Here is a 17,674-nt window from a genome sequence, read left to right on the forward strand (position 1 = left end):
CGACGCCTGGCGTGAGCGTGTCGTTGGGTGAGAGCGCGACGCCTGGCGTGAGCGTGCCGCCGGGTGAGAGCGCGACGCTCAGGGAAAGCTTGCGGATCAGCGAAAGCGTGACGCCCGGCGAGAGTTCGCCGTCCGGCGAGAGTGCGCCGTCCAGCGGAAGCGGGACGCCCAGCGAGACCGTGCCACCCCGTGAGAAGTCGCCGTTCAGCGAGAGCGCCGCGCTCAACGGAAGCGGGACGCCCGGTGAGCACTCGTCATCCCGCAGGAGCTCGCCGCTCGGGGAAAGCCTTCCGTTCAATGAAAGCCAGCCGAGGAGGTCGCGATGACGGCGTTCGAAGGTGTGCGGATTCTGGACTTCACGCAACTGGAGCAGGGGCCCTCGGGCACTCAGGTGCTGGCCGACTTCGGCGCTGAGGTGATCAAGGTGGAGCGGATCGGCGCCGGGGAGATTGGGCGGCGGCAGGAGCCTACGCTGGCCGGGGGATACAGCCCGCACTGGTCGGCCACCAACCGGAACAAGAAGAGCATCAGTGTCGACCTCAAGAGTCCGGACGGTATCGCGCTCATTCACGAGCTGGCCCGGGACGCCGACATTGTGGCCAGCAACTTCCGGCCGGGGGTGATGGACCGGCTCGGGCTCGGGTGGGAGACCCTCGCCGCGATCAACCCGCGGATCATCGTCGCCTACGCGTCCGGGTACGGGCAGACCGGACCGTACGCCCAACTCCGCGGGCAGGACCTCGCCGCCCAGGCCCTCAGCGGCCTGATGGCTCTCACCGGGACGGCCGACGGCGGGCCGATGCCGACCGGCACGTTTCTGATCGACTACATCGCGTCGATGCAGTTCGCCCAGGGCATGATGATCGCCCTCGCCGCCCGGCAGCACACCGGCCGCGGGCAGGTCGTCGACTCCTGTCTGCTCAACGCGGCCGTGGCGACCCATCTGCAGGAGGCCGCCTCCTACCTCAACACCGGCCGGACGTTCCCGCGGCCGCCGAAGAACCTCGCCCACGCGCACAACACCGCGCTGTACGGCTATTACCAGACGGCCGACCACCGCTGGCTGGTGCTGATCGGCGAGTTCTATGTGAGCGAGCCGTGGAAGCGCACCGCGCGGGCGCTTCGCCTGGACGAGGCCGACGACCCGCGTTTCCAGACGACGGAAGGGCTGCTGGCTCATGCCGAGGAGACGCGGGACCTGGTGGCGGCCGGGATACGGAAGCTCACCTGGGACGAGGCGAGGACGCGGTTCGAGGCCGAGGACGTCCTCGTGGCGCCGGTCAACGACTACGACGCGCTGTTCGAGGACCCGCAGGTGCGGCACAACGAGATGGTGCTCAGTGCCGAGGTGCCCGGGGTCGGCGAGGTCAAAGTCGTCGGGATGCCGGTCAAGCTCAGCGATACCCCGGCCGAACTGCGGCTCATTCCTCCGACGGTCGGTCAGCACAACGACGAGATTCTGCGCCGGCTCGGGCGTACGGAAAAGGAGATCGCCGAGCTCAAAGAGCGAGGGATCGTCGGTTCCGAATCACCCGCCGCCTGGTAATTCCGGAAAGGTGACCGATGTCCATAGAAATCGCGCTGCCCAGCGGCAGGCACATCATGCACGAGCCGATCGACTATCCGCGCCACCCGGCCCCGTTCACGTCGCGTTCGGTCTACGCGGCCGCCCATGTCGTCGCCGACGCGAAAGCCGACTACACGCCGGGGGTAAAGCCGCCGGTCGATTGGGAAGCGACGATCGCCTTCCGCGAGCACCTGTTCGGTTACGGCATCGGGATCGCCGAGGCGATGGACACCTCCGAGCGCGGGCCCGGCGGTCTCGACTGGTCACAGGCCCAGCAGCTGATCAAGCTCGGCGTGAAGGCGGCCCTCGACAAGGGTGCGGCCGTCGTCGCCGGAGCGGGTAGTGATCAGGTCGGGGAGAATGCCGGCAAAGGCGAAATTGTCGACGCCTATCTGGAGCAGCTGGAGTTCATTCAGGCGCAGGGGAGTGCGGCGGTGATAAGGGCCAGCCACGCGCTGGTCGCCGCGGCGGAAAGCGCCGACGACTATCTCGACGTTTACCGCACCGTACTCAAAAAGGCCGCCAAGCCCGCGATCGTGCACTGGCTCGGCACCGGCTTCGACCCCACCCTTCGTGGCTACTGGGGTCATGACGATCCACGAAAAGCCATGGACGTCGTCGTGCAGATGGCTCGCGACAACAAAGACCACCTCATGGGCATCAAGTTCAGCCTGCTCGACGAGGAGCTGGAGAAGGAGTTCCGGCGCCGGCTGCCGGCCGGGGTCAAGGTTCTCACCGGTGACGACTACGGCTACACCGAGTTGCTCCGCGGCGACGGCGAGCACCACAGCCACGGGCTGCTCGGCGTCCTCGACCCGATCGCGCCGATCGCCTCGTCGGGTTTCGCCGCGCTCGACAAGAACGACGAGGACGCGTTCACCGAGATCATGAACCGGTCGATCCCGATGGCGACCAAGATGTTCGAGGCGCCGGCCGAACGCTACAAGGTTGGCACCGTCTTCGTCGCCTGGCTCTCCGGCCACCAGGACCACTTCCGGATGGTGTCCGGCCGCGAGGGCATGCGCTCGCTGCGGCACCTCGTCGACCTGTTCGTGCTCACCGACGAGCTCGGGCTCTTCCCCGACCCGGCGCTGGCCGCCCACCGCATGAGCCTGCTGCTCGAAATATGAGCCTGCTCCTCGAAATCTGACAGGCTCGGAATCTGACGGGCTCGCAATCTGACAGGGAGAAACATGACGATCCTCATCGCCGGCGGCGGCTCCAAGCGCGGCATCGGCCGCGCCACCGCCCTCCGGTTCGCCGCGCTCGGCCGGCCGGTCGCGGTCCTCGACATCGACGCAGACGCGGCCGAGGACACCGCCCGCGAGGCCAAGGACGCCGGCAGCCCGGCCGTCTTCTCGGCCTACGTCGACGTCACCGACCAGGCGTCGGTCAACGAGGCCGTGCAGGCGGTGACCAACGCGCTGCCCCCGATCACCGTGCTGGCCAACATCGCCGGCATCTCGGCGCCGACCCGCTTCGAGAACATCACGCTCCAGGAGTGGGAACGGGTCTTCGCGGTCAACGTGCGGGGCACGTTCCTGGTGACTCAGGCGGTCCTGCCCGGCCTGCGGGAACGCAACGAGGGACGCATCATCACGATGTCCTCGGTGTCCGGGCAGCGCGGCGGCGGCGTCTTCGGCGCCTCGCACTACTCGGCCAGCAAAGCGGCGATCCTCGGCCTCACCAAGACGCTCGCCCGCGAACTCGAAGGCACCGGCATCACGATCAACGCGGTCGCCCCGAGCATGGTCGACACCGACATCACCCACGGCGCGATGACCGAGGACCGCAAGGCCGAGCTCGCCAAGACCACCCTGGTCGGCCGGCTCGCCACCCCCGACGACGTCGCCGGGGTGATCGTCTTCCTGGCCTCGCCCGACTCCTCCTACCTCACCGGGGCGACGATCGACGTCAACGGTGGATCCCACCTCCACTGATCATGCTGACTGCCGTTCTCGACGACGACCCCACCGGCACCCAGTCCGCCACCGGGGTGACCGTGCTGCTCGACTGGGACACGGCCGCCCTGGTGGAGGCCCTCCGCGTCCAGCCGGGCGTCTATCTGCAAACCAACTCCCGGGCGGTTGCGCCGGCCGAGGCCGTCGCGCTTGCTTTCCGTACGCGGTCACAACTCGCCGACGCCTCGAAGGCGCTCGGGCAGCCGATCCTCCCGGTGCTCCGCGGCGACTCGACGCTGCGCGGCCACGTGTTCGCCGAATCCGACGTCTTCGCGGGCGCGACCGGCTCGATTCTGTTCGTGCCGGCCTTCCCCCAGGGCGGCCGCACCACCGTCGATTCGGTGCACCGCGTCGTGATCGACGGCGTGGACACCCCGGTCGGCGAGACCGAATTCGCCCAGGACCCCGTGTTCGGCTATCGAAGCTCCAACCTGGTCTCGTACGTACGGGAAAAGGGTGACCGCCGCGGCCTGCCGGTCCCGTTGAAGGATCTGCGGTCAAGCGGAGGCGAAGCCGTAGCGGCCGCCCTGCTCGCCGCCGGCCCCGGCGAGTTCGTCCTCCCGGACGCCGCCACCGACGCCGACATCGAGCTGATCCACGCCGGACTCCGCTCGGCCCTGACCGGCCGCAGCGACATCGTGGTCCGCTGCGGCGCCACCCTGGCCGCCATCTGCGCCGGCTGCCTGAGCCACGCCTACCTCACCCGCCCCCTGACCGCCACCCGCCCCGGCGTCCTGATCGTCTGCGGCTCCCACACGTCGGCGGCAACCGCCCAACTGGAGGCCCTGACCGACCGCCTGGGCCGCAAACCGGTCGAAATCCCCACCGCCGCCGCCCTGGCCGACCCGCTGGCGGCCGGACGCCACGCCGCCACCCTCCTCACCGACGAACTGCGAGAACACGGCTTCGCCACACTCAGCACCGAACGCATCCGCCGCGCCACCCACGACTCCCTCTCCCACGGCGAACTGGTCAACCGGGCCCTGATGACCGCGGCCGGAGCGGTGATCGGCACGGTCGGCACGGTCGTCTCCAAGGGCGGCATCACCTCGGCCGAGGTGGCCCGCACGGCGCTGGGAGCAACCCGGGCCCGAGTCCGCGGCCAGCTGGCGGCCGGCATCTCGGTCTGGGACTACACCGACGGAAGGCTCCAGGTGGTCGTCCCCGGCAACGTCGGCGGCCGCGACACCTTGGTCGACGTCATCTCGGCACTGCCGCCGGGCCTGCTCCCCGACCGTGAATGACGGAGTCCCGAGCTCTTCGCCCTGGGCCCTCGTTGCCGGTTTACGCCGCTGAAGCGGAGCTTTAACGGGTGAACCCGGTTCCCGGATCTGCTGATAAGATCGCGTTTCCCGAGCCATTTTCCGGCGCGTGTCTTCGTAAGGGTCGAATGCCGAGGACTGATTGTGAATAGCACGTGGCGGAATTGTCGCGTTGAATGGTGTGTGGGCGGTGGTGGCCCCGCGCGGGTTCGCCAGATCTGGCCGGTCGCAGCCGGATGAGCTGTGATTGCCGGCGGCGGGGCGGGGGCCAGTGTCCGGGTTCGGTGGTGACAGTGACGTGATCTCAGCAAGGAAGGGTGCCTGATCCGGTACGACACGGGCAAATGCTTCGATACCGGATGGTGCTGGATATAGGCGTGGAGCCATCAATAGACCAGTTCTTGCGAAGGAAACAGGTCGTCGAGAGGGCTCCACGTGATCGCGTATTCTGCCATGCTCGACGTGCCCAGGGAACTCGTGCGTCACCTCGCACGGCTCTGGGCCGCGGAACGCCGGGCTCTCGGTACGCGCCGGGGCACGCGGGCGTTGACCTGCTTCTACCAGGCGCTTCTGATCATCATCTGGTTCCGTAAACAAGAGGACGCGACGTTGTTGGGCGCCGGGTTCGGCATCTCCCGAGCCACCGCCTACCGCTACCTCGACGAAGGCATCACGGTCCTGGCGGCGCGCCGGCCTGATCTGCACGAGGCGTTGCAGCGGGCCGCCGACGACGGCTGGTCGTTCGTCATCCTCGACGGCAAACTCTTCGACTGCGACCGGGTCAGCGAAACCGTCGCGAGCGTCAAGGGTGACAGCATCGACGCCTGGTATTCGGGAAAGCACCGTGACTTCGGCGCGAACATTCAAGCGATCATGCTCCCGAACGGCCTTCCGATCTGGACCGCCGACGCAATGCCCGGCATCTGCACGACCTGACCTGCGCCCGAAACCTCGATATCACCGCCGCACCGAACTGGGCCGCGGCCGAACTCGACCTGCCCACCCTGGCCGACTCCGGCTACGAAGGAGCAGGTCACGGCATCAAGACCCCGACCAAGCAGCCAGCCGACGGCAAACCCCTCGCCGTCGCGAACCGCAGCGTCAACCGGCTCCTGCGCGGCCTGCGCTGGCAAGGAGAACGCGGCTTCGCCATCCTGGTCAGCCGCTGGAAAACTCTGCGGCACAGCACGATCAGCCCGCGAAAAATCGGTGACGTCGTCGCGGCAGCCCTACATCTCACCCATTTCGAGTACCGCTACCTCAGCGAATCTTGCTGAGATCACGTCAGTGATCCGCAGACAGTGGGCTGGGCGGGCTGCTCGCGCCGGTGTCTGACCGGTTGCGCTTGGCGCTCGGCCTCGTGATGGGTGCGGCTGGTGGGCTGGTTGCGCTGGGGGCTCGGGTTCGGGGTTGGGGTGCGGCCGGCGGGATGGGCGGCTCGTGGGTTGGCGGGCCCGTGCACTTGCGCTCGGCTTCGTGATGGGGTGCGGCAGGTGGGTTGGCGGGCCTCTTCCGCTTTGCGCTCGACTTCGGGTTGAGGTGCGGCGGGCGGGGTGGGCGGGCCCAGTTGTGCTGGGCGCTCGGCTTCGGGTTGGGGCGACTCCCTGCGTTGAGGGGGTCGGTTGTGCTGGTGCTGGTGCTGGTGCTGGGCTTCAGGTTGGGGTGCGGCTCGCGGTTGGCGAACAGACTTGCTCGTGGCGCTCGGGCGCTTTCGTCGTCGTGAGATCGAGGTCCGGCTATTGATTTGGTCAGGCTCGGCACCGGTTGGGCGGCGTTCGCCGCTGGTCGACCGGCGTCCGCCGTAAGCGGAGCGCTGCCTGCGGCAGGTCGGATAGCTTCTGCTGCTGGTCGACGACCAGCTGCTCTCAGCGGGGCGGGGTTGGCTGGTGATTGCCCTGCGGCTGCCGCAAGCGGAGCAGTGTCTGCCGCTGTGCCTGCTGCGGGCCCGGGTGTGCCAGCGGTCGATCCACCCGAACCTCCGGTGGGCGGGGTTCGAGGCGTTGCCGCGCTGGTGGCCATTGCCGATGGGCAGGTGGGGGCTGCGGCGGGCTCGGTCGAGTCTGGCGTTGCGGGAAACGCCCTCGCTGTCCGCGCGGTGGCGGGCTGAGGGTCGGTGCCGGCCGGCGCGGCGGGATGGCGGTGCACGAGGAATCCGTTGTGCGACACGGGTTCGCCGTCGCGCAAGCGGCGCTCGCGCAGTGCGTGGCGTTGTTTCAGTCCGAAGGCTCGGCGCTTTTCGTGATCGCGGCGGAATGCCTCGGCCTGGGGCGAATAGTTGCGGCGTCTGGTGCGGTCACGCATAGCGGTGACTTCCGCTGCGGTGAAGAGCCCCATTTGCTGCATGGCTCTATTGTCCCGGGGATTCGTCGTCGCCGGTAAGCGACCGGACATGCCAATTCTCGGCCATTCGAAAACGTGTTCCGCGTCGGGTGGGCCGAGTGACGCAAGCTGATGTCGATCTTCCCCGGGATGCCGCCGCGAGGGGCTGATGCTTGGGAGCCCGGCCGGACTCGGCGTGCCAGGGCTCACCGCCATCAGGGGGCATGCTGGTGCAGCGAACGAGGTCTACGGGCCGGACGTGAGGCCTCGCGAAGGGCGCCGTCGCTGCACGGCCGACAACCGCGTGGGTGATGCCCCGAAGCGGATGGCGGGCTGCGAGCTGGCTATTCGGCGAAGCTGGGCACGCTGGGGGAGAAAGGTGCGGGAAGCGCGGCAGGTGCCGGTGAGTGGTCGGCAGCGGTGAGCTAAGTCCGCGGTGTCGGCGTCCGGCGGGCCGCGGCCATCGCCGTGCTCGGCCGCCACGATGAACCGTGCGGGTTGCGTCCACCGGCGTGCGGAAGGGTCCCGATGCCCCATGAATCACCGGAGAGGGTCGACTAGGAGAGGAAGACCGCCCACACCAGCTTGCCGTCGGGGGTGGGCTTGCTGCCCCACCGTTCGGAGACCGCCGAGACCAGCAGCAGGCCCCGGCCGCCCGGCCGGCGTGGGTCGGCGCGCTGGAGCTGGGGGAAGACGCGGCTGTGGTCGTGAACCTCGACCCAGACCTGGGCGTCGTCGCGGCGGACGTGGAGTTCGCCGCCGCCCTCGGTGTGCTGGACGACGTTGTCGATCAGTTCGGTGATGACCAGGAGGACGTCCTGCACGGTTTCGGCGGGCTGGCCGGCGAGGAGTTCGGTGGCGGACTGCCGTATCGCCGCGCTGTCCTCCGCCTGGGAGAAAGGTAGGCGCAGGGCTTCCATGACGACCGTTCATACCCCCGTTACTTCGGGCTACGCCACTCGAACGGATTACCGCGTACCGAAGGGGTGGCGGTGCATCGCCAGCAAGGCGACGTCGTCGCCGGGTTGATCGCTGCCGAGGGAGGTCATGACCGTGGTGCAGACCTGTTCCGGGTCGTCGGCGGTGACCAGGGCGGTCAGTGCGCCGAGGCCGACGTCGATGGGCTGGTCGCGCCGTTCGACCAGGCCGTCGGTGTAGCAGAGCAGCAGTGCGCCCTCGGGCAGCTCGATCTGGGTGCTGCGCCGGGGACGGTGGGCCAGGCCGGTGCCCAGGGGAGGGTCGACCGGGATGTCGGCCAGCCGGGCCGGGTGGCCGGGCGCGGCCAGTACGGGTGGCAGGTGGCCGGCCGAGGAGACGGTCATCGTCGTGCGGTCGGCGGAGACGGTCGCATAGATCGCGGTGGTCAGCGAGCCCGCCTCGAAGTGGTGGACCTTGCGGTCGAGCAGGGTCATGACCTCGGCCGGGTCATCGGTGGTCAGTGCGTAGGCGCGTAGGGCGCTGCGGATGCGGCCCATCACCACCGCCGAGGCGAGCCCGTGGCCGGAGACGTCGCCGATGACCATGCCGAGGCGGCCGGAGGGGAGGCTGAAGACGTCGTACCAGTCGCCGCCGACGCCGAACTCGTGGCCGGGCACATATCGGGCGGCGAGCAGCACACCGGGCACCGCCGGGAGCCGGTTGGGCAGCAGGCTGCGCTGGAGGGCGACCGCGGCCGCCTGCTCGATCTTGCGGGAGCGGACCTGGCCGGCCACCCCGGCTCGGTCGGCCGCGGCCTGGAGCAGCAGGATGTCGTCGTCGGTGAACCGCCGCTGGGCGGTCGTGCCGACGTGCAGCACCCCGACGACCTCGCCGGCCGCGAAGATCGGCACTCCGAGCAGCGAGCGGATGCCTTTTTCGATCAGCACCGGGTTGATCACGTCGGCCGGGGTCACGTCGACCAGCACGCGCGGCTGCCGGCTCTGCGCGATGCTGCCCGCGAACCCCTGCCCGACCGGCGCCCGGAACCCGCGGCGCACTTCCTCTTCGAGCCCTTTGGCCGCGGTCGCGACCAGTTGGCCGGAGTGCTGGTCGAGCAGCAGGATGGCCGCGGTGTCGACGTCGAGCAGGTCACGCACTCGGTCGAGCAGTTCGTCGAGCAGGTCGGACACGTCGAGCCGGGACAATGCGGCGTCGGTGAGGGCCTCGAGACGGCGCAGCCTCTCGGTATCTCGGACCCCACGCCAGACCGCCACACCGAGAGCCTACCGGCCGTGGGTGATTTCTCGTCCTACCGTGACACCCGAGTGAGGAGGGGTCATGGAGGGCAATCTACTGATCACTGTCTGTCGCAGCCGGCTCAGCGCGAGGGCCCTCGCCCCGTGTGCGGCCGGATGCGCCCCGGCGCGGCTGGCCACCCCGAGTTCCCCGACGACCAGCGGCGTTTCGAACACCGCGCAGGTCGTGGCGACCACCTCGGCCAGCGTCGACCCGGCGAGCAGACTGGTCGGGCCGGTGTAGATCCGTCCGGCCACGACCGCGGCGACCGCCGGCTCCGGGTCGAGGCTGGCGTAGACGAACGTCTTCGCCTCCTGGGCCGCCGCCTCGAGGCGGCAGGCCAGTTCGACGTTGCTCCGGACGTCGGCCGGCCGGCCGAGCTCGCGCACCAGCCGCTGGGCCTCGCCGCCGAGCGCGTAGGGCAGCCCCACCACGATCGTGTCGGCCGGCGGCCGTTCGACCTCCCGGATGGCCCGGACCACGTTCCCGACCGGGTCGTCGCCGGTGATCCGCGCCCGGGCTCGGCTGACGCCGAGCAGATCAACACATTCGGCCACGGCGGCCTCGGCGTCGACGGTCGCGCTTATCGCGTACGCCGTATCGGCGCGCGCCGCGTACAACGCCGGAGCCGGTCCGCGTTTCGCGTGATCGTGCCGGGCGACCTCGACCAGCTGCCGTTCGCCCAGTTCCTGCAGGATCGCGTGCGTGGTCACCTTGCTCAGCCCGGCCTCTTCGCTGATCTCGCGCACGCTGATCGGCCCGGATTTCAGGATCAGTCCCAGCACCACCGAGGTGTTCGACAGTCGAACCGTCCGCCCCGCATCCATCTTTGCCGCCCCTTGATCTCCGGGCGGCGCCGTCCCGCGCCACCCCGGTCATCAAACGGCCCGGCCGCCGCAGAGTTCATCCACTGTGGTGTCAGGGCTGGATGTTCTCCAGGTCGGCGAGGAGGGCCGGGTGCTTCGGCTGCCAGTCGAGCGCCTGCCGGGTGTGGGTGCTCGACGAGGGCTGGTCGGTCGCGAAGATCGGGCCGAGGGGGCCGTACGTCTGCTGCGGCATCGACCGGACCGGCAGGCCCAGCCGCCGGCCGATCACCGCGGCGATGTCGCGCACCCGGTCGCCCTCGTCGTCCACGGCGTGCCAGGAGCTGCCGGCCGGCGCCTGTTCGAGGGCGAGCCGGAAGAGGACGGCCGCGTCGAGCGCGTGCACGGCCGGCCAGCGCTGGGCGCCGTCGCCGGGGTAGCCGGAGACTCCGGTCTGCCGGGCGATGGTGGTCAGCAGGCCGGCGAACCCGCCGGTGCCGTCGCGGTGGACCGTGCGCGGCAGGCGTACGGCCGAGGTGCGGACGCCCCGCGAGGCCAGGTCGAGGATCGCCCGGACCGTACGGCTGCGGCCGCCGACCGGCCCGTCGGTCGGCAGCGGGTCGGCCTCGGTGGAGGCGCGGCCGGGCACCCACGGCGTGCCGGAGACCGTCACGAAGGGCCGGTCGCTGCCGGCCAGTTCCTCGCCCATGGTCGTGAGGGCGGCGGTCTCCTCGGCGACCGAGTTCGCGACCGCCTCGGCGCTGCTGAAGTCGTTGCCGAAGGCCAGGTGGATCACGCCGTCGGCGCGGGCCACACCTTCGCGCAGCACGTCGAGGTCGGCCAGGCCGCCCCGGAGCGGCTCGGCACCGGCCTTCTCGGCGGCTTGCGCGGACCCCTCGGAGCGGGCGAGCGCGAGGACGGTGTGGCCGTGGCCGAGGAGTTCGGCGACGACGGCGGAGCCGATCAGGCCGGTGCCGCCGGTGATGAAGACGCGCATGGGAACTCCCTCAGTGATGGGACTCTTGTCCCGTCACTGTAGCAGGCTGACGGGACAAGAGTCCCATCACCTATGATGGGTCCATGGGCCGATGGGAACCGGGTGCGCGCGAACGCCTCGTCGTGGCCGCGGTCGACCTGTTCACCGAGCAGGGTTACGACGCCACGACGGTCGCGCAGATCGCCGAGCGGGCCGGCGTCACCAAGAGCACGTTCTTCCGGCACTTCCCGGACAAGCGCGAGCTGCTGGTCGCCGGGCAGGAGACGCTGAGCCGCCTGCTGGCCGAGGGCATCGCCGAGGCGCCGGCGGGTGCCAGCCCGCTCGAGGCGGTGGCGGCCGGCCTGGTCCGCGCGGCCGGCACGATGGGCCCGATGAACCGGGAGCTGGCGCCCCGGCTGAAGGCGGCGATCGCCGCCAGCACCGAACTGCAGGAGCGGGACGCCCTCAAGAGCGTGAGCCTCGCGGCCGCGATGACGGCCGCCCTGGCCGCCCGCGACGTGCCCGGCCCGACCGCGGAACTCGCGGCCGAGCTGGGTGTCCTCGCGTTCAAGCGGGCGTTCGCCGAGTGGTCCGAGGGCGACCGCGACGACCTGGCGCCGCGCGTGCTGGCCGCCCTGGAGCGGCTGCGGGCGGCAAGCGCCTCGCTGAGCTGACCTGCGTCCGGTCCCCTTTAAAGTGACGTGCGGAACCGGCCCGGCGTGACCCCGTGCTCGCGGCGGAACGCGGTCGCGAACCGGCTCGCGCTGCGATAACCGCAGGCCGACGCGACCTGCCGCACGCTCAGGTCGCTCGTGCGCATCAGGTCGGCCGCCCGGCGTACGCGCAGCGCGGTCAGGTAGCGGTGCGGGGTCAGCCCGGTCGCCGCGCCGAACGAGCGCAGGAAGTGGAACTTGCTCATCCTGGCGACCGCCGCCAAGCGGTCGAGGTCGAGCTCTTCGCCCAGGTGGGCGTGCATGTAGTCGATCACCTGGGCGATGTCGAGCGGCATCGCCGGCACCGGGCGGGCGGCCCGCACCGAGCGGTGCACCAGGTGCGCGACCAGGCTCTGGGCGAGCGTGTCGGCGTAGAGCGCGGGCGCGTCGCCCCGCAGGGCCTGGGCCAGCGCGCCCGCCGTCGCGGTCACGTAGCTGTCGTCGAGGCCGAGCGCGTCCGGCAGCGTCGCCGGCGTGTGCCCGAAGGCCTCCAGCGTGTCGGCGATCAGCCCTTCGGGCAGGGTGAGATGCAGAGATTCCATCGGCTGCGGGCCCTCGGCCCGCCAGCGCAGGCGCGTACGCCGTTGCGGTGCCGTGATCCCGACGCTGCCCGGGCGGAAGCTCGCCGCCCGCCACGAGCGCCCGGCCCGGCTCTCGATCCGGTAGTGGCCGCTGGTCACCATCACCACCAGCAGGTCGCGGGTGGGCGGGCGGCTGAACTCGTGGGCCACCGGCGGGTCGCGGTAGACCTCGGCGCGCGCCGTCCAGCCGAGGCTGTCGCTGGTCCGCAGCAGTCGCGAGGGCAGGCCGTCCATGCGGCAACGATACGTTCCGTCAAATGACGGTCCGGCCGGTCAGCGCGTCCCGTAACGCCGCCCGGGTGGTTATGCCCAGCTTCGGAAAGATCCGGTACAGGTGGTCGCCGATCGTCCGGTGGGAGAGGAACAGCCGTTCGGCGATCTGCTTGTTGGTCAGGCCGCTGCCGGCGAGACGGGCGATCTCCCACTCCTGCGGGGTGAGGGCGGCCGGTCCGCGTACGGTCTCGCGGGACCGGGTCTGCCCGGTGGCCCGCAGTTCCGCGGCCGCCCGGTCCCGCCAGGGGCCGGCGCCGAGCCGGTCGAAGGTCTCCAGCGCGAGGGTGAACTCGCGGCGCGAGTCGGCGGCGGCCCGTTCCCGGCGCAGCCGCTCGCCGTAGGCCAGCCGGATCCGCGCGTGGTGGAACGGCCAGCGCTCGGCGCCCGGCCGCTCGATCGCCGCCTCGAACAGCTTCCGCGCGTCGTCGCCCTCCGCGACCAGGGCCTCCGCACCCGCGGTGAGCAGCCCGAACCGGGGTGACAGCGAGTCCAGGGCCGCCCGTCGCAGCGCGTCGACGTGGGCCCGGGCCTCGGCCCGCCGCCCGGTGTGCACGGCCGCCTCGACCAGGTCGAGGGAAACCCAGAGCGCGTGCGGCACGTGGTCGGCGAGCACGCCGGCCGGTGTCAGGAGGGTGGCGTTGCGGTACGCGCTCTCGTAGTCCCGCCGCCCGATCGCCGCCAGCGTGCGCGGGTGATAGGCGAACAGTTCGGCCCCGTGCGCACCGCGGGCCGACGCCCAGGCGATCAGCTCGTCGGTCAGGTGTTCCTCCTCGCCGCGGACGGCCTTGATCAGCCCGGCCTGATAGAGGAAGTACCAGCGGAAGAACGGGTATCCGTGCTCGTCGCAGGCCCGCAGCCCCTCCGCGGCGAGGTCGGCCGCCTCGCCCCAGCGCCCGCCGAGGTAGTGGTCGAGCCCGAGGTGCATCATCGCGCCCACATAGCGGCGGGCCGGTGCGGCGCCGGCCCGGCCGAGGGCGATCACGCGCTGGTTGGCCGACCGGAGGCGGGGCAGCCGGTCGGCGTACACCGCGGCGGTGCCGGCCCGGATGATCAGGCCGGAGTCGGTGTCGTCGGTGATCGTGTCGAGCACCCGGTCGAGCCCGGCGACCTCGGCCGCCCCGGTCCGGGCCGGGTCGCCGAAGATCGCCGCGGTCGCGCGGAGCAGGTCGGGCGGCGCCGGGCGCAGTTTCCCGATCGCCGCGTGCAGGGGTTGCCAGGCTTCCGGGCGGCCGGTGAACCAGCACAGCAGGAGCAGCATGTGCAGGGCGTCGATCAGGGCCGGATCGCCGGCGTCGTAGCCGTGCCCGCCCGCCTCGATCGCCGCGACCAGCAGCCGGTGCGCGGTCTCGACGTCGCCGTCGCCGTTGAGCAGCAGTTGCACGGTCGCCGCGGCGGCGTGCAGCGATCCGCCGGCGGCGCGGTCGGTGTGGTGGGCGGCGGACAGCAGCCGGGAGGCGGTGTCGAGCGCGCCGGCCGCCTCGGCGCCGAGGTAGGCGGCCTCGGCCAGGCGGCGGCTGCGGCCGGCCGGGTCGGGGGTCAGGTCGGCGGCCCGGGTGAGGGTCGCGACCGCGCCGGCCGCGTCGCCGCGCCGGAGCATGCTGTGGGCGGCGACGGTCAGCTGGGTCGCGACCTGCTCGTCGGGGCTTTCCGCGGCCTCGCTGAGGTGCCAGGCGCGGCGTTCGGGGTCGGCGGTGAGGATCTCGGCGAGGGCGGCGTGGGCCGCCCGCCGCTCGCGGGTCGTGGCCAGGTCGACCACCGCGGCGGCGATCAGGGGATGGCGGAAGGTGAGGCCGCCGTCGAGCGTGACCAGGCCGGCCCGCTCGGCCGCATCCAGGATGTCGCCGAGTTCGGCCGCGTCGCCGGTCGTGGAGCTGCCGGTCGGGGAGCTGCCGGTCGGGGAGCTGCCGGTCGGGGAGCTGCCGGTCGGGGAGGTGCCGGTCGTGGAGGTGCCGGTCGTGGAGGTGCCGGTCGCGGCGTCGCCGATCGCGAGGCCGCCTGTCGCAGGGCCGCCTGTCACGGGGCCGTCAGGGCGAGGCCGGCCCGGCGGTCGGCGGCGGAGCAGGGGCAGGTCGGCGAGGCCGCCGAGCGCCGCCAGCAGCAGGGGCGCCCGGGTCTCCGGCGGCAGCGCGGTCACCCGCTCCTCGAAGAGCCCCGGCAGCCCACCCCGCGGCGCCCGGGTCAGCACGGCCGGCAGGTGGGTCAGGGCGAGGGGATTGCCGTTCGCCTGGTGCAGCAGCTGCAGCCGCAGCATCGGGGGAACATCGGGAAACCGGCGGGCCAGCAGCCGGGCGGCCGACTCACGGTCGAGAGGAGGGAGCGTACGCCGGGGGAGCCCACCGTCGGCGACGATGCTCGCCACGCCGTTGCGGGCGGCGGCCAGGAACCCGGCTTCGCTTCCCTCCAGCCGGCGCGCGACGAAGCCGAGGACCCCGGCGCTGGCCCGGTCGATCCACGGAAGGTCATCCACGATCATCAGTACCGGATGACCGGCCGCGACCCGCCGGATCAGCAACAGCACCGCGCTGGAGACGAGCAGGCGGTCCGGCGCCGGGCCGCGGCCGAGGCCGAGCGCGGTCCGCAGCGCGTCCCCGTGCACGTCGCCGGGCGGCGGGAACTCGTCGACCAGCGGGAACAGCAGCTGGTGCAGGCCGGACCAGCTGACGTCGGCCTCGAACTGGACCCCGGCCGCCCGCAGTACCCGCCGGCCGTCCGCCCGGGCCCGGGCCGCCACCGCGTCGAGCACCGCGGTCTTGCCGATGCCGGCCTCGCCCGACAGCAGCGTCGGGGCGGCGTCGAGCAGGGCGTCGACCTCCGAGGTCCGGCCGATCAGTGCGGGTCGGTCCATGATTGGCAAGTCTTCCGACCGGTGGCGGCGGCGGGCCGCCCGGAATTGCGGTTCCCGCGCCCCGGGTTGCGGTCCGGGCGTGATCACGGTCATTCGACTGGCGCAAACGAGCCTCCGGCGGGTCACCATGGGCCGCCCCCCGAAGTCGAGCCCGGCGCGCCCAGCCCGCCGGGCTCGATGCCGTCCCCGGTTCCGGATATTGGTCAACCTTCTTTACAGTGGTTGACATCTATCGACATGAACCTGTCCACTCATGTGGACAGGTTCTCGATATATCTTCCCCGGAGGTCCTGTGAGACCCCATCCCCGCCTTTTCGCTGCCGTCGTCCTGACCGCGGCGGCCGTCGTCTCGGCTCCCGTCGCGGCCCAAGCGGCCCCTGCGGCCGCCGTGAGCGTCACCGTCGACCCGACCCACCCGTCCGGCCAGCTGCCGTCCGACTACCTCGGCCTGTCCTACGAGGAATCGATCGTCGCCGGCACCGCGCTCGACAGCACCAAGGGCAACCTCGCCCACCTGCTCGACACCCTCACCCCGGCCGGGCACCTGCGGTTCGGCGGCAACTCGATGGACAACAGCACCTGGTGGCAGCCGGGCAACCTGGCCCAGCCGTCCTGGGCCACCAACGTCGTCGACCGCACCGCCCTCAACCGGGTCGTCGCGCTGAGCAACGCCACCGGCTGGAAAGTCGAGTACGGCGTCAACCTCAAGCACTACGACCAGGCGAGCGTGGCCGACGAGGTGCCGTACGCGGCCTCCGCCTTCGGCTCCCAACTGCTCGGCATCGAGTGCGGCAACGAGCCCGACCTCTACCCGAGCTACAGCTACACGACCTATCACCCGCAGTGGCAGACCTGCGCCGGCACGGTCGGCAGCACCGCCAAGCTGATCGGCCCGAACTGGTCCGGCGTCATCCCGGCCCAGTTCCTCGACGACGAGAAGGCCCGGCTGTCGTTCGGGGCCGCCCACTACTATCCGCTGAGCAACTGTGGCGGCAGCACGGCCACGATCGCGCAACTGCTGTCGAGCACGACCGCGACCAACGCCTCCAACCGGTTCGTCACCGACGTCGGCCTGGCCGGCGCGCGCGGCCTGGCGTTCCGGATGGACGAGACCAACTCGTCGGCCTGCAGCGGCACGCCCGGGGTCAGCAACGTCTACGCGTCCGCGCTGTGGGGGATCGAGTACATGCTGTCCGGCGCCCAGAACGGCGTCACCGGCATGAACTTCCACGGCAACCTCGACGTCTGCGGCGTCACCTACACGCCGATCTGCGCCGCCAGCGCGACCGACAAGGCGAACAACGTCTACGGGGCGGCGCCGCTCTACTACGGGATGCTGATGGTCTCGCGGATGGGCACCGGCTCGTTCCTGCCGACCACCGCCTCCGGCTCGGTGCGCGCGTTCGCGGTGCGCCAGGCCGACGGCAGCACGCGGGTGATGCTGCTCGACAAGGACGCGCCCGGCGGAACCCCGGTCAGCGTCCAGGTGAGCGGGGTGGGCGGCAACACCGCCACGGCGGTGACGATGACCGGCTCATCGCTGAGCTCCAGCGCGTCCGACGTACGCGTGCAGGGCGCCCAGGTCGGCGGCGACGGCACCATCGCCGTACCCTCCGGAACCCCGGTCTCCGCCGGAGCCGGCGGTTACGCGGTGAGCGTGCCCACCGGAAGCGCCGTGCTCCTGACCATCCCGGCGGGCGGAACCCTGCCGCCGCCGTCCTCGCACGCGATCGTCGGGCAGGGCAGCGGCAAATGCCTCGACATCACCGGCCACGCGACCGTCGACTCGACGCCGATCCAGCTGTGGAGCTGCACCGGCGCCGACAACCAGGCGTGGTCGCTCAACGGCGGCGCGGTCACCAACCCGGCGAGCGGGAAGTGCCTGGACGTGGCCGCGGCGAGCACCACCAACGGCGCGGCGGTCCAGCTCTACACCTGTAACGGCTCCGGGGCGCAGCAGTGGTCCCTGGCCGCCAACGGCGAACTCGTGAACACCAACTCGGGCAAGTGCCTGGACGTGGTCGGCAAGGGCACCGTCAACGGCAGCAAGCTGCAGATCTGGAGTTGTGCGGCGACGTCCAACCAGATACGATGCACGAGTCGGCGCTCGACCGGCTGCGCACCGGCGCCGAGCTGCGCCACGCGATCGACGACGGCCAG

At 71.3% G+C, this 17,674-nt stretch carries 15 protein-coding genes; 8 read left to right on the plus strand and 7 right to left on the minus strand.

The features are described 5' to 3' along the window. Window positions 1-298, minus strand: a 298-nt coding sequence (locus AB0M88_RS15870; protein ID WP_364101561.1) for a hypothetical protein, incomplete at its 3' end; no start/stop codon positions are given. Between the two features lie 24 nt (window positions 299-322). On the opposite strand from AB0M88_RS15870, the gene AB0M88_RS15875 reads away from it, so the two are divergent. The 6 genes from AB0M88_RS15875 to AB0M88_RS15900 all read left to right on the plus strand — a co-directional run bounded on the left by AB0M88_RS15875 (window position 323) and on the right by AB0M88_RS15900 (window position 6,067). Continuing rightward, on the plus strand, window positions 323-1,546 hold the full coding sequence (locus AB0M88_RS15875; protein WP_364101564.1) for a CoA transferase: 1,224 nt from the start codon (window positions 323-325) through the stop codon (window positions 1,544-1,546). A 17-nt stretch (window positions 1,547-1,563) separates the two neighbouring features. Beyond that, window positions 1,564-2,697, plus strand: coding sequence for a DUF993 family protein (locus AB0M88_RS15880; protein WP_364101567.1), 1,134 nt, complete (start codon window positions 1,564-1,566; stop codon window positions 2,695-2,697). Window positions 2,698-2,760: 63 nt separating this feature from the next. Beyond that, the gene (locus AB0M88_RS15885) at window positions 2,761-3,507 is read left to right on the plus strand and encodes an SDR family NAD(P)-dependent oxidoreductase (protein ID WP_364101570.1); all 747 of its coding nucleotides are present in this window, start codon (window positions 2,761-2,763) and stop codon (window positions 3,505-3,507) included. A 2-nt stretch (window positions 3,508-3,509) separates the two neighbouring features. Beyond that, window positions 3,510-4,772 carry a four-carbon acid sugar kinase family protein gene (locus AB0M88_RS15890; protein WP_364101573.1) on the plus strand — a complete coding sequence of 421 codons (1,263 nt, stop codon included), beginning with the start codon at window positions 3,510-3,512 and terminating at the stop codon, window positions 4,770-4,772. A gap of 453 nt (window positions 4,773-5,225) precedes the next feature. Then, window positions 5,226-5,726, plus strand: coding sequence for a hypothetical protein (locus AB0M88_RS15895; RefSeq protein WP_364101576.1), 501 nt, complete (start codon window positions 5,226-5,228; stop codon window positions 5,724-5,726). Window positions 5,727-5,746: 20 nt separating this feature from the next. Next, window positions 5,747-6,067, plus strand: a complete 321-nt coding sequence (locus AB0M88_RS15900; protein ID WP_364101617.1) for a transposase family protein — start codon at window positions 5,747-5,749, stop codon at window positions 6,065-6,067. Between the two features lie 1,599 nt (window positions 6,068-7,666). On the opposite strand, the gene AB0M88_RS15905 is transcribed toward AB0M88_RS15900, so the two are convergent. The 4 genes from AB0M88_RS15905 to AB0M88_RS15920 form a co-directional block, all read right to left on the minus strand. Then, entirely contained in the window at window positions 7,667-8,029 is a 363-nt protein-coding gene (locus tag AB0M88_RS15905) for an ATP-binding protein (RefSeq protein ID WP_364101579.1), read from the minus strand. Between the two features lie 48 nt (window positions 8,030-8,077). Further along, window positions 8,078-9,301 (minus strand): GAF domain-containing SpoIIE family protein phosphatase, encoded by a 1,224-nt coding sequence (locus tag AB0M88_RS15910; protein WP_364101582.1) that lies wholly within the window; start codon window positions 9,299-9,301, stop codon window positions 8,078-8,080. 9 nt (window positions 9,302-9,310) lie between these two features. Continuing rightward, on the minus strand, window positions 9,311-10,150 hold the full coding sequence (locus AB0M88_RS15915) for a helix-turn-helix domain-containing protein (RefSeq protein ID WP_364101585.1): 840 nt from the start codon (window positions 10,148-10,150) through the stop codon (window positions 9,311-9,313). A gap of 91 nt (window positions 10,151-10,241) precedes the next feature. Continuing rightward, entirely contained in the window at window positions 10,242-11,123 is an 882-nt protein-coding gene (locus AB0M88_RS15920; RefSeq protein ID WP_364101588.1) for an SDR family oxidoreductase, read from the minus strand. An 83-nt stretch (window positions 11,124-11,206) separates the two neighbouring features. On the opposite strand from AB0M88_RS15920, the gene AB0M88_RS15925 reads away from it, so the two are divergent. Continuing rightward, entirely contained in the window at window positions 11,207-11,776 is a 570-nt protein-coding gene (locus tag AB0M88_RS15925) for a helix-turn-helix domain-containing protein (protein WP_364101591.1), read from the plus strand. A gap of 17 nt (window positions 11,777-11,793) precedes the next feature. Here AB0M88_RS15925 and AB0M88_RS15930 read toward each other — a convergent pair whose 3' ends face one another. Continuing rightward, the gene (locus AB0M88_RS15930; RefSeq protein WP_364101594.1) at window positions 11,794-12,630 is read right to left on the minus strand and encodes an AraC family transcriptional regulator; all 837 of its coding nucleotides are present in this window, start codon (window positions 12,628-12,630) and stop codon (window positions 11,794-11,796) included. Between the two features lie 19 nt (window positions 12,631-12,649). Continuing rightward, entirely contained in the window at window positions 12,650-15,514 is a 2,865-nt protein-coding gene (locus AB0M88_RS15935) for an AAA family ATPase (protein WP_364101597.1), read from the minus strand. 292 nt (window positions 15,515-15,806) lie between these two features. Between AB0M88_RS15935 and AB0M88_RS15940 the strand changes: the two genes are divergently transcribed. Then, a partial coding sequence (locus AB0M88_RS15940; RefSeq protein WP_364101600.1) for an RICIN domain-containing protein occupies window positions 15,807-17,674 on the plus strand: 1,868 nt, incomplete at its 3' end.

The sequence above is a fragment of the Actinoplanes sp. NPDC051411 genome (genome assembly GCF_040682075.1).
In the GTDB taxonomy this organism is placed as follows: domain Bacteria; phylum Actinomycetota; class Actinomycetes; order Mycobacteriales; family Micromonosporaceae; genus Actinoplanes.

Bases quoted from the DNA above. Each gene is read 5' to 3' on its own strand.
- AB0M88_RS15925 (WP_364101591.1), top strand. From the start codon at position 11,207: ATGGGCCGATGGGAACCGGGTGCGCGCGAACGCCTCGTCGTGGCCGCG.
- AB0M88_RS15885 (WP_364101570.1), top strand. From the start codon at position 2,761: ATGACGATCCTCATCGCCGGCGGCGGCTCCAAGCGCGGCATCGGCCGC.
- AB0M88_RS15905 (WP_364101579.1), bottom strand. From the start codon at position 8,029: ATGGAAGCCCTGCGCCTACCTTTCTCCCAGGCGGAGGACAGCGCGGCG.
- AB0M88_RS15890 (WP_364101573.1), top strand. From the start codon at position 3,510: ATGCTGACTGCCGTTCTCGACGACGACCCCACCGGCACCCAGTCCGCC.
- AB0M88_RS15930 (WP_364101594.1), bottom strand. From the start codon at position 12,630: ATGGACGGCCTGCCCTCGCGACTGCTGCGGACCAGCGACAGCCTCGGC.
- AB0M88_RS15920 (WP_364101588.1), bottom strand. From the start codon at position 11,123: ATGCGCGTCTTCATCACCGGCGGCACCGGCCTGATCGGCTCCGCCGTC.
- AB0M88_RS15915 (WP_364101585.1), bottom strand. From the start codon at position 10,150: ATGGATGCGGGGCGGACGGTTCGACTGTCGAACACCTCGGTGGTGCTG.
- AB0M88_RS15935 (WP_364101597.1), bottom strand. From the start codon at position 15,514: ATGGACCGACCCGCACTGATCGGCCGGACCTCGGAGGTCGACGCCCTG.
- AB0M88_RS15880 (WP_364101567.1), top strand. From the start codon at position 1,564: ATGTCCATAGAAATCGCGCTGCCCAGCGGCAGGCACATCATGCACGAG.
- AB0M88_RS15875 (WP_364101564.1), top strand. From the start codon at position 323: ATGACGGCGTTCGAAGGTGTGCGGATTCTGGACTTCACGCAACTGGAG.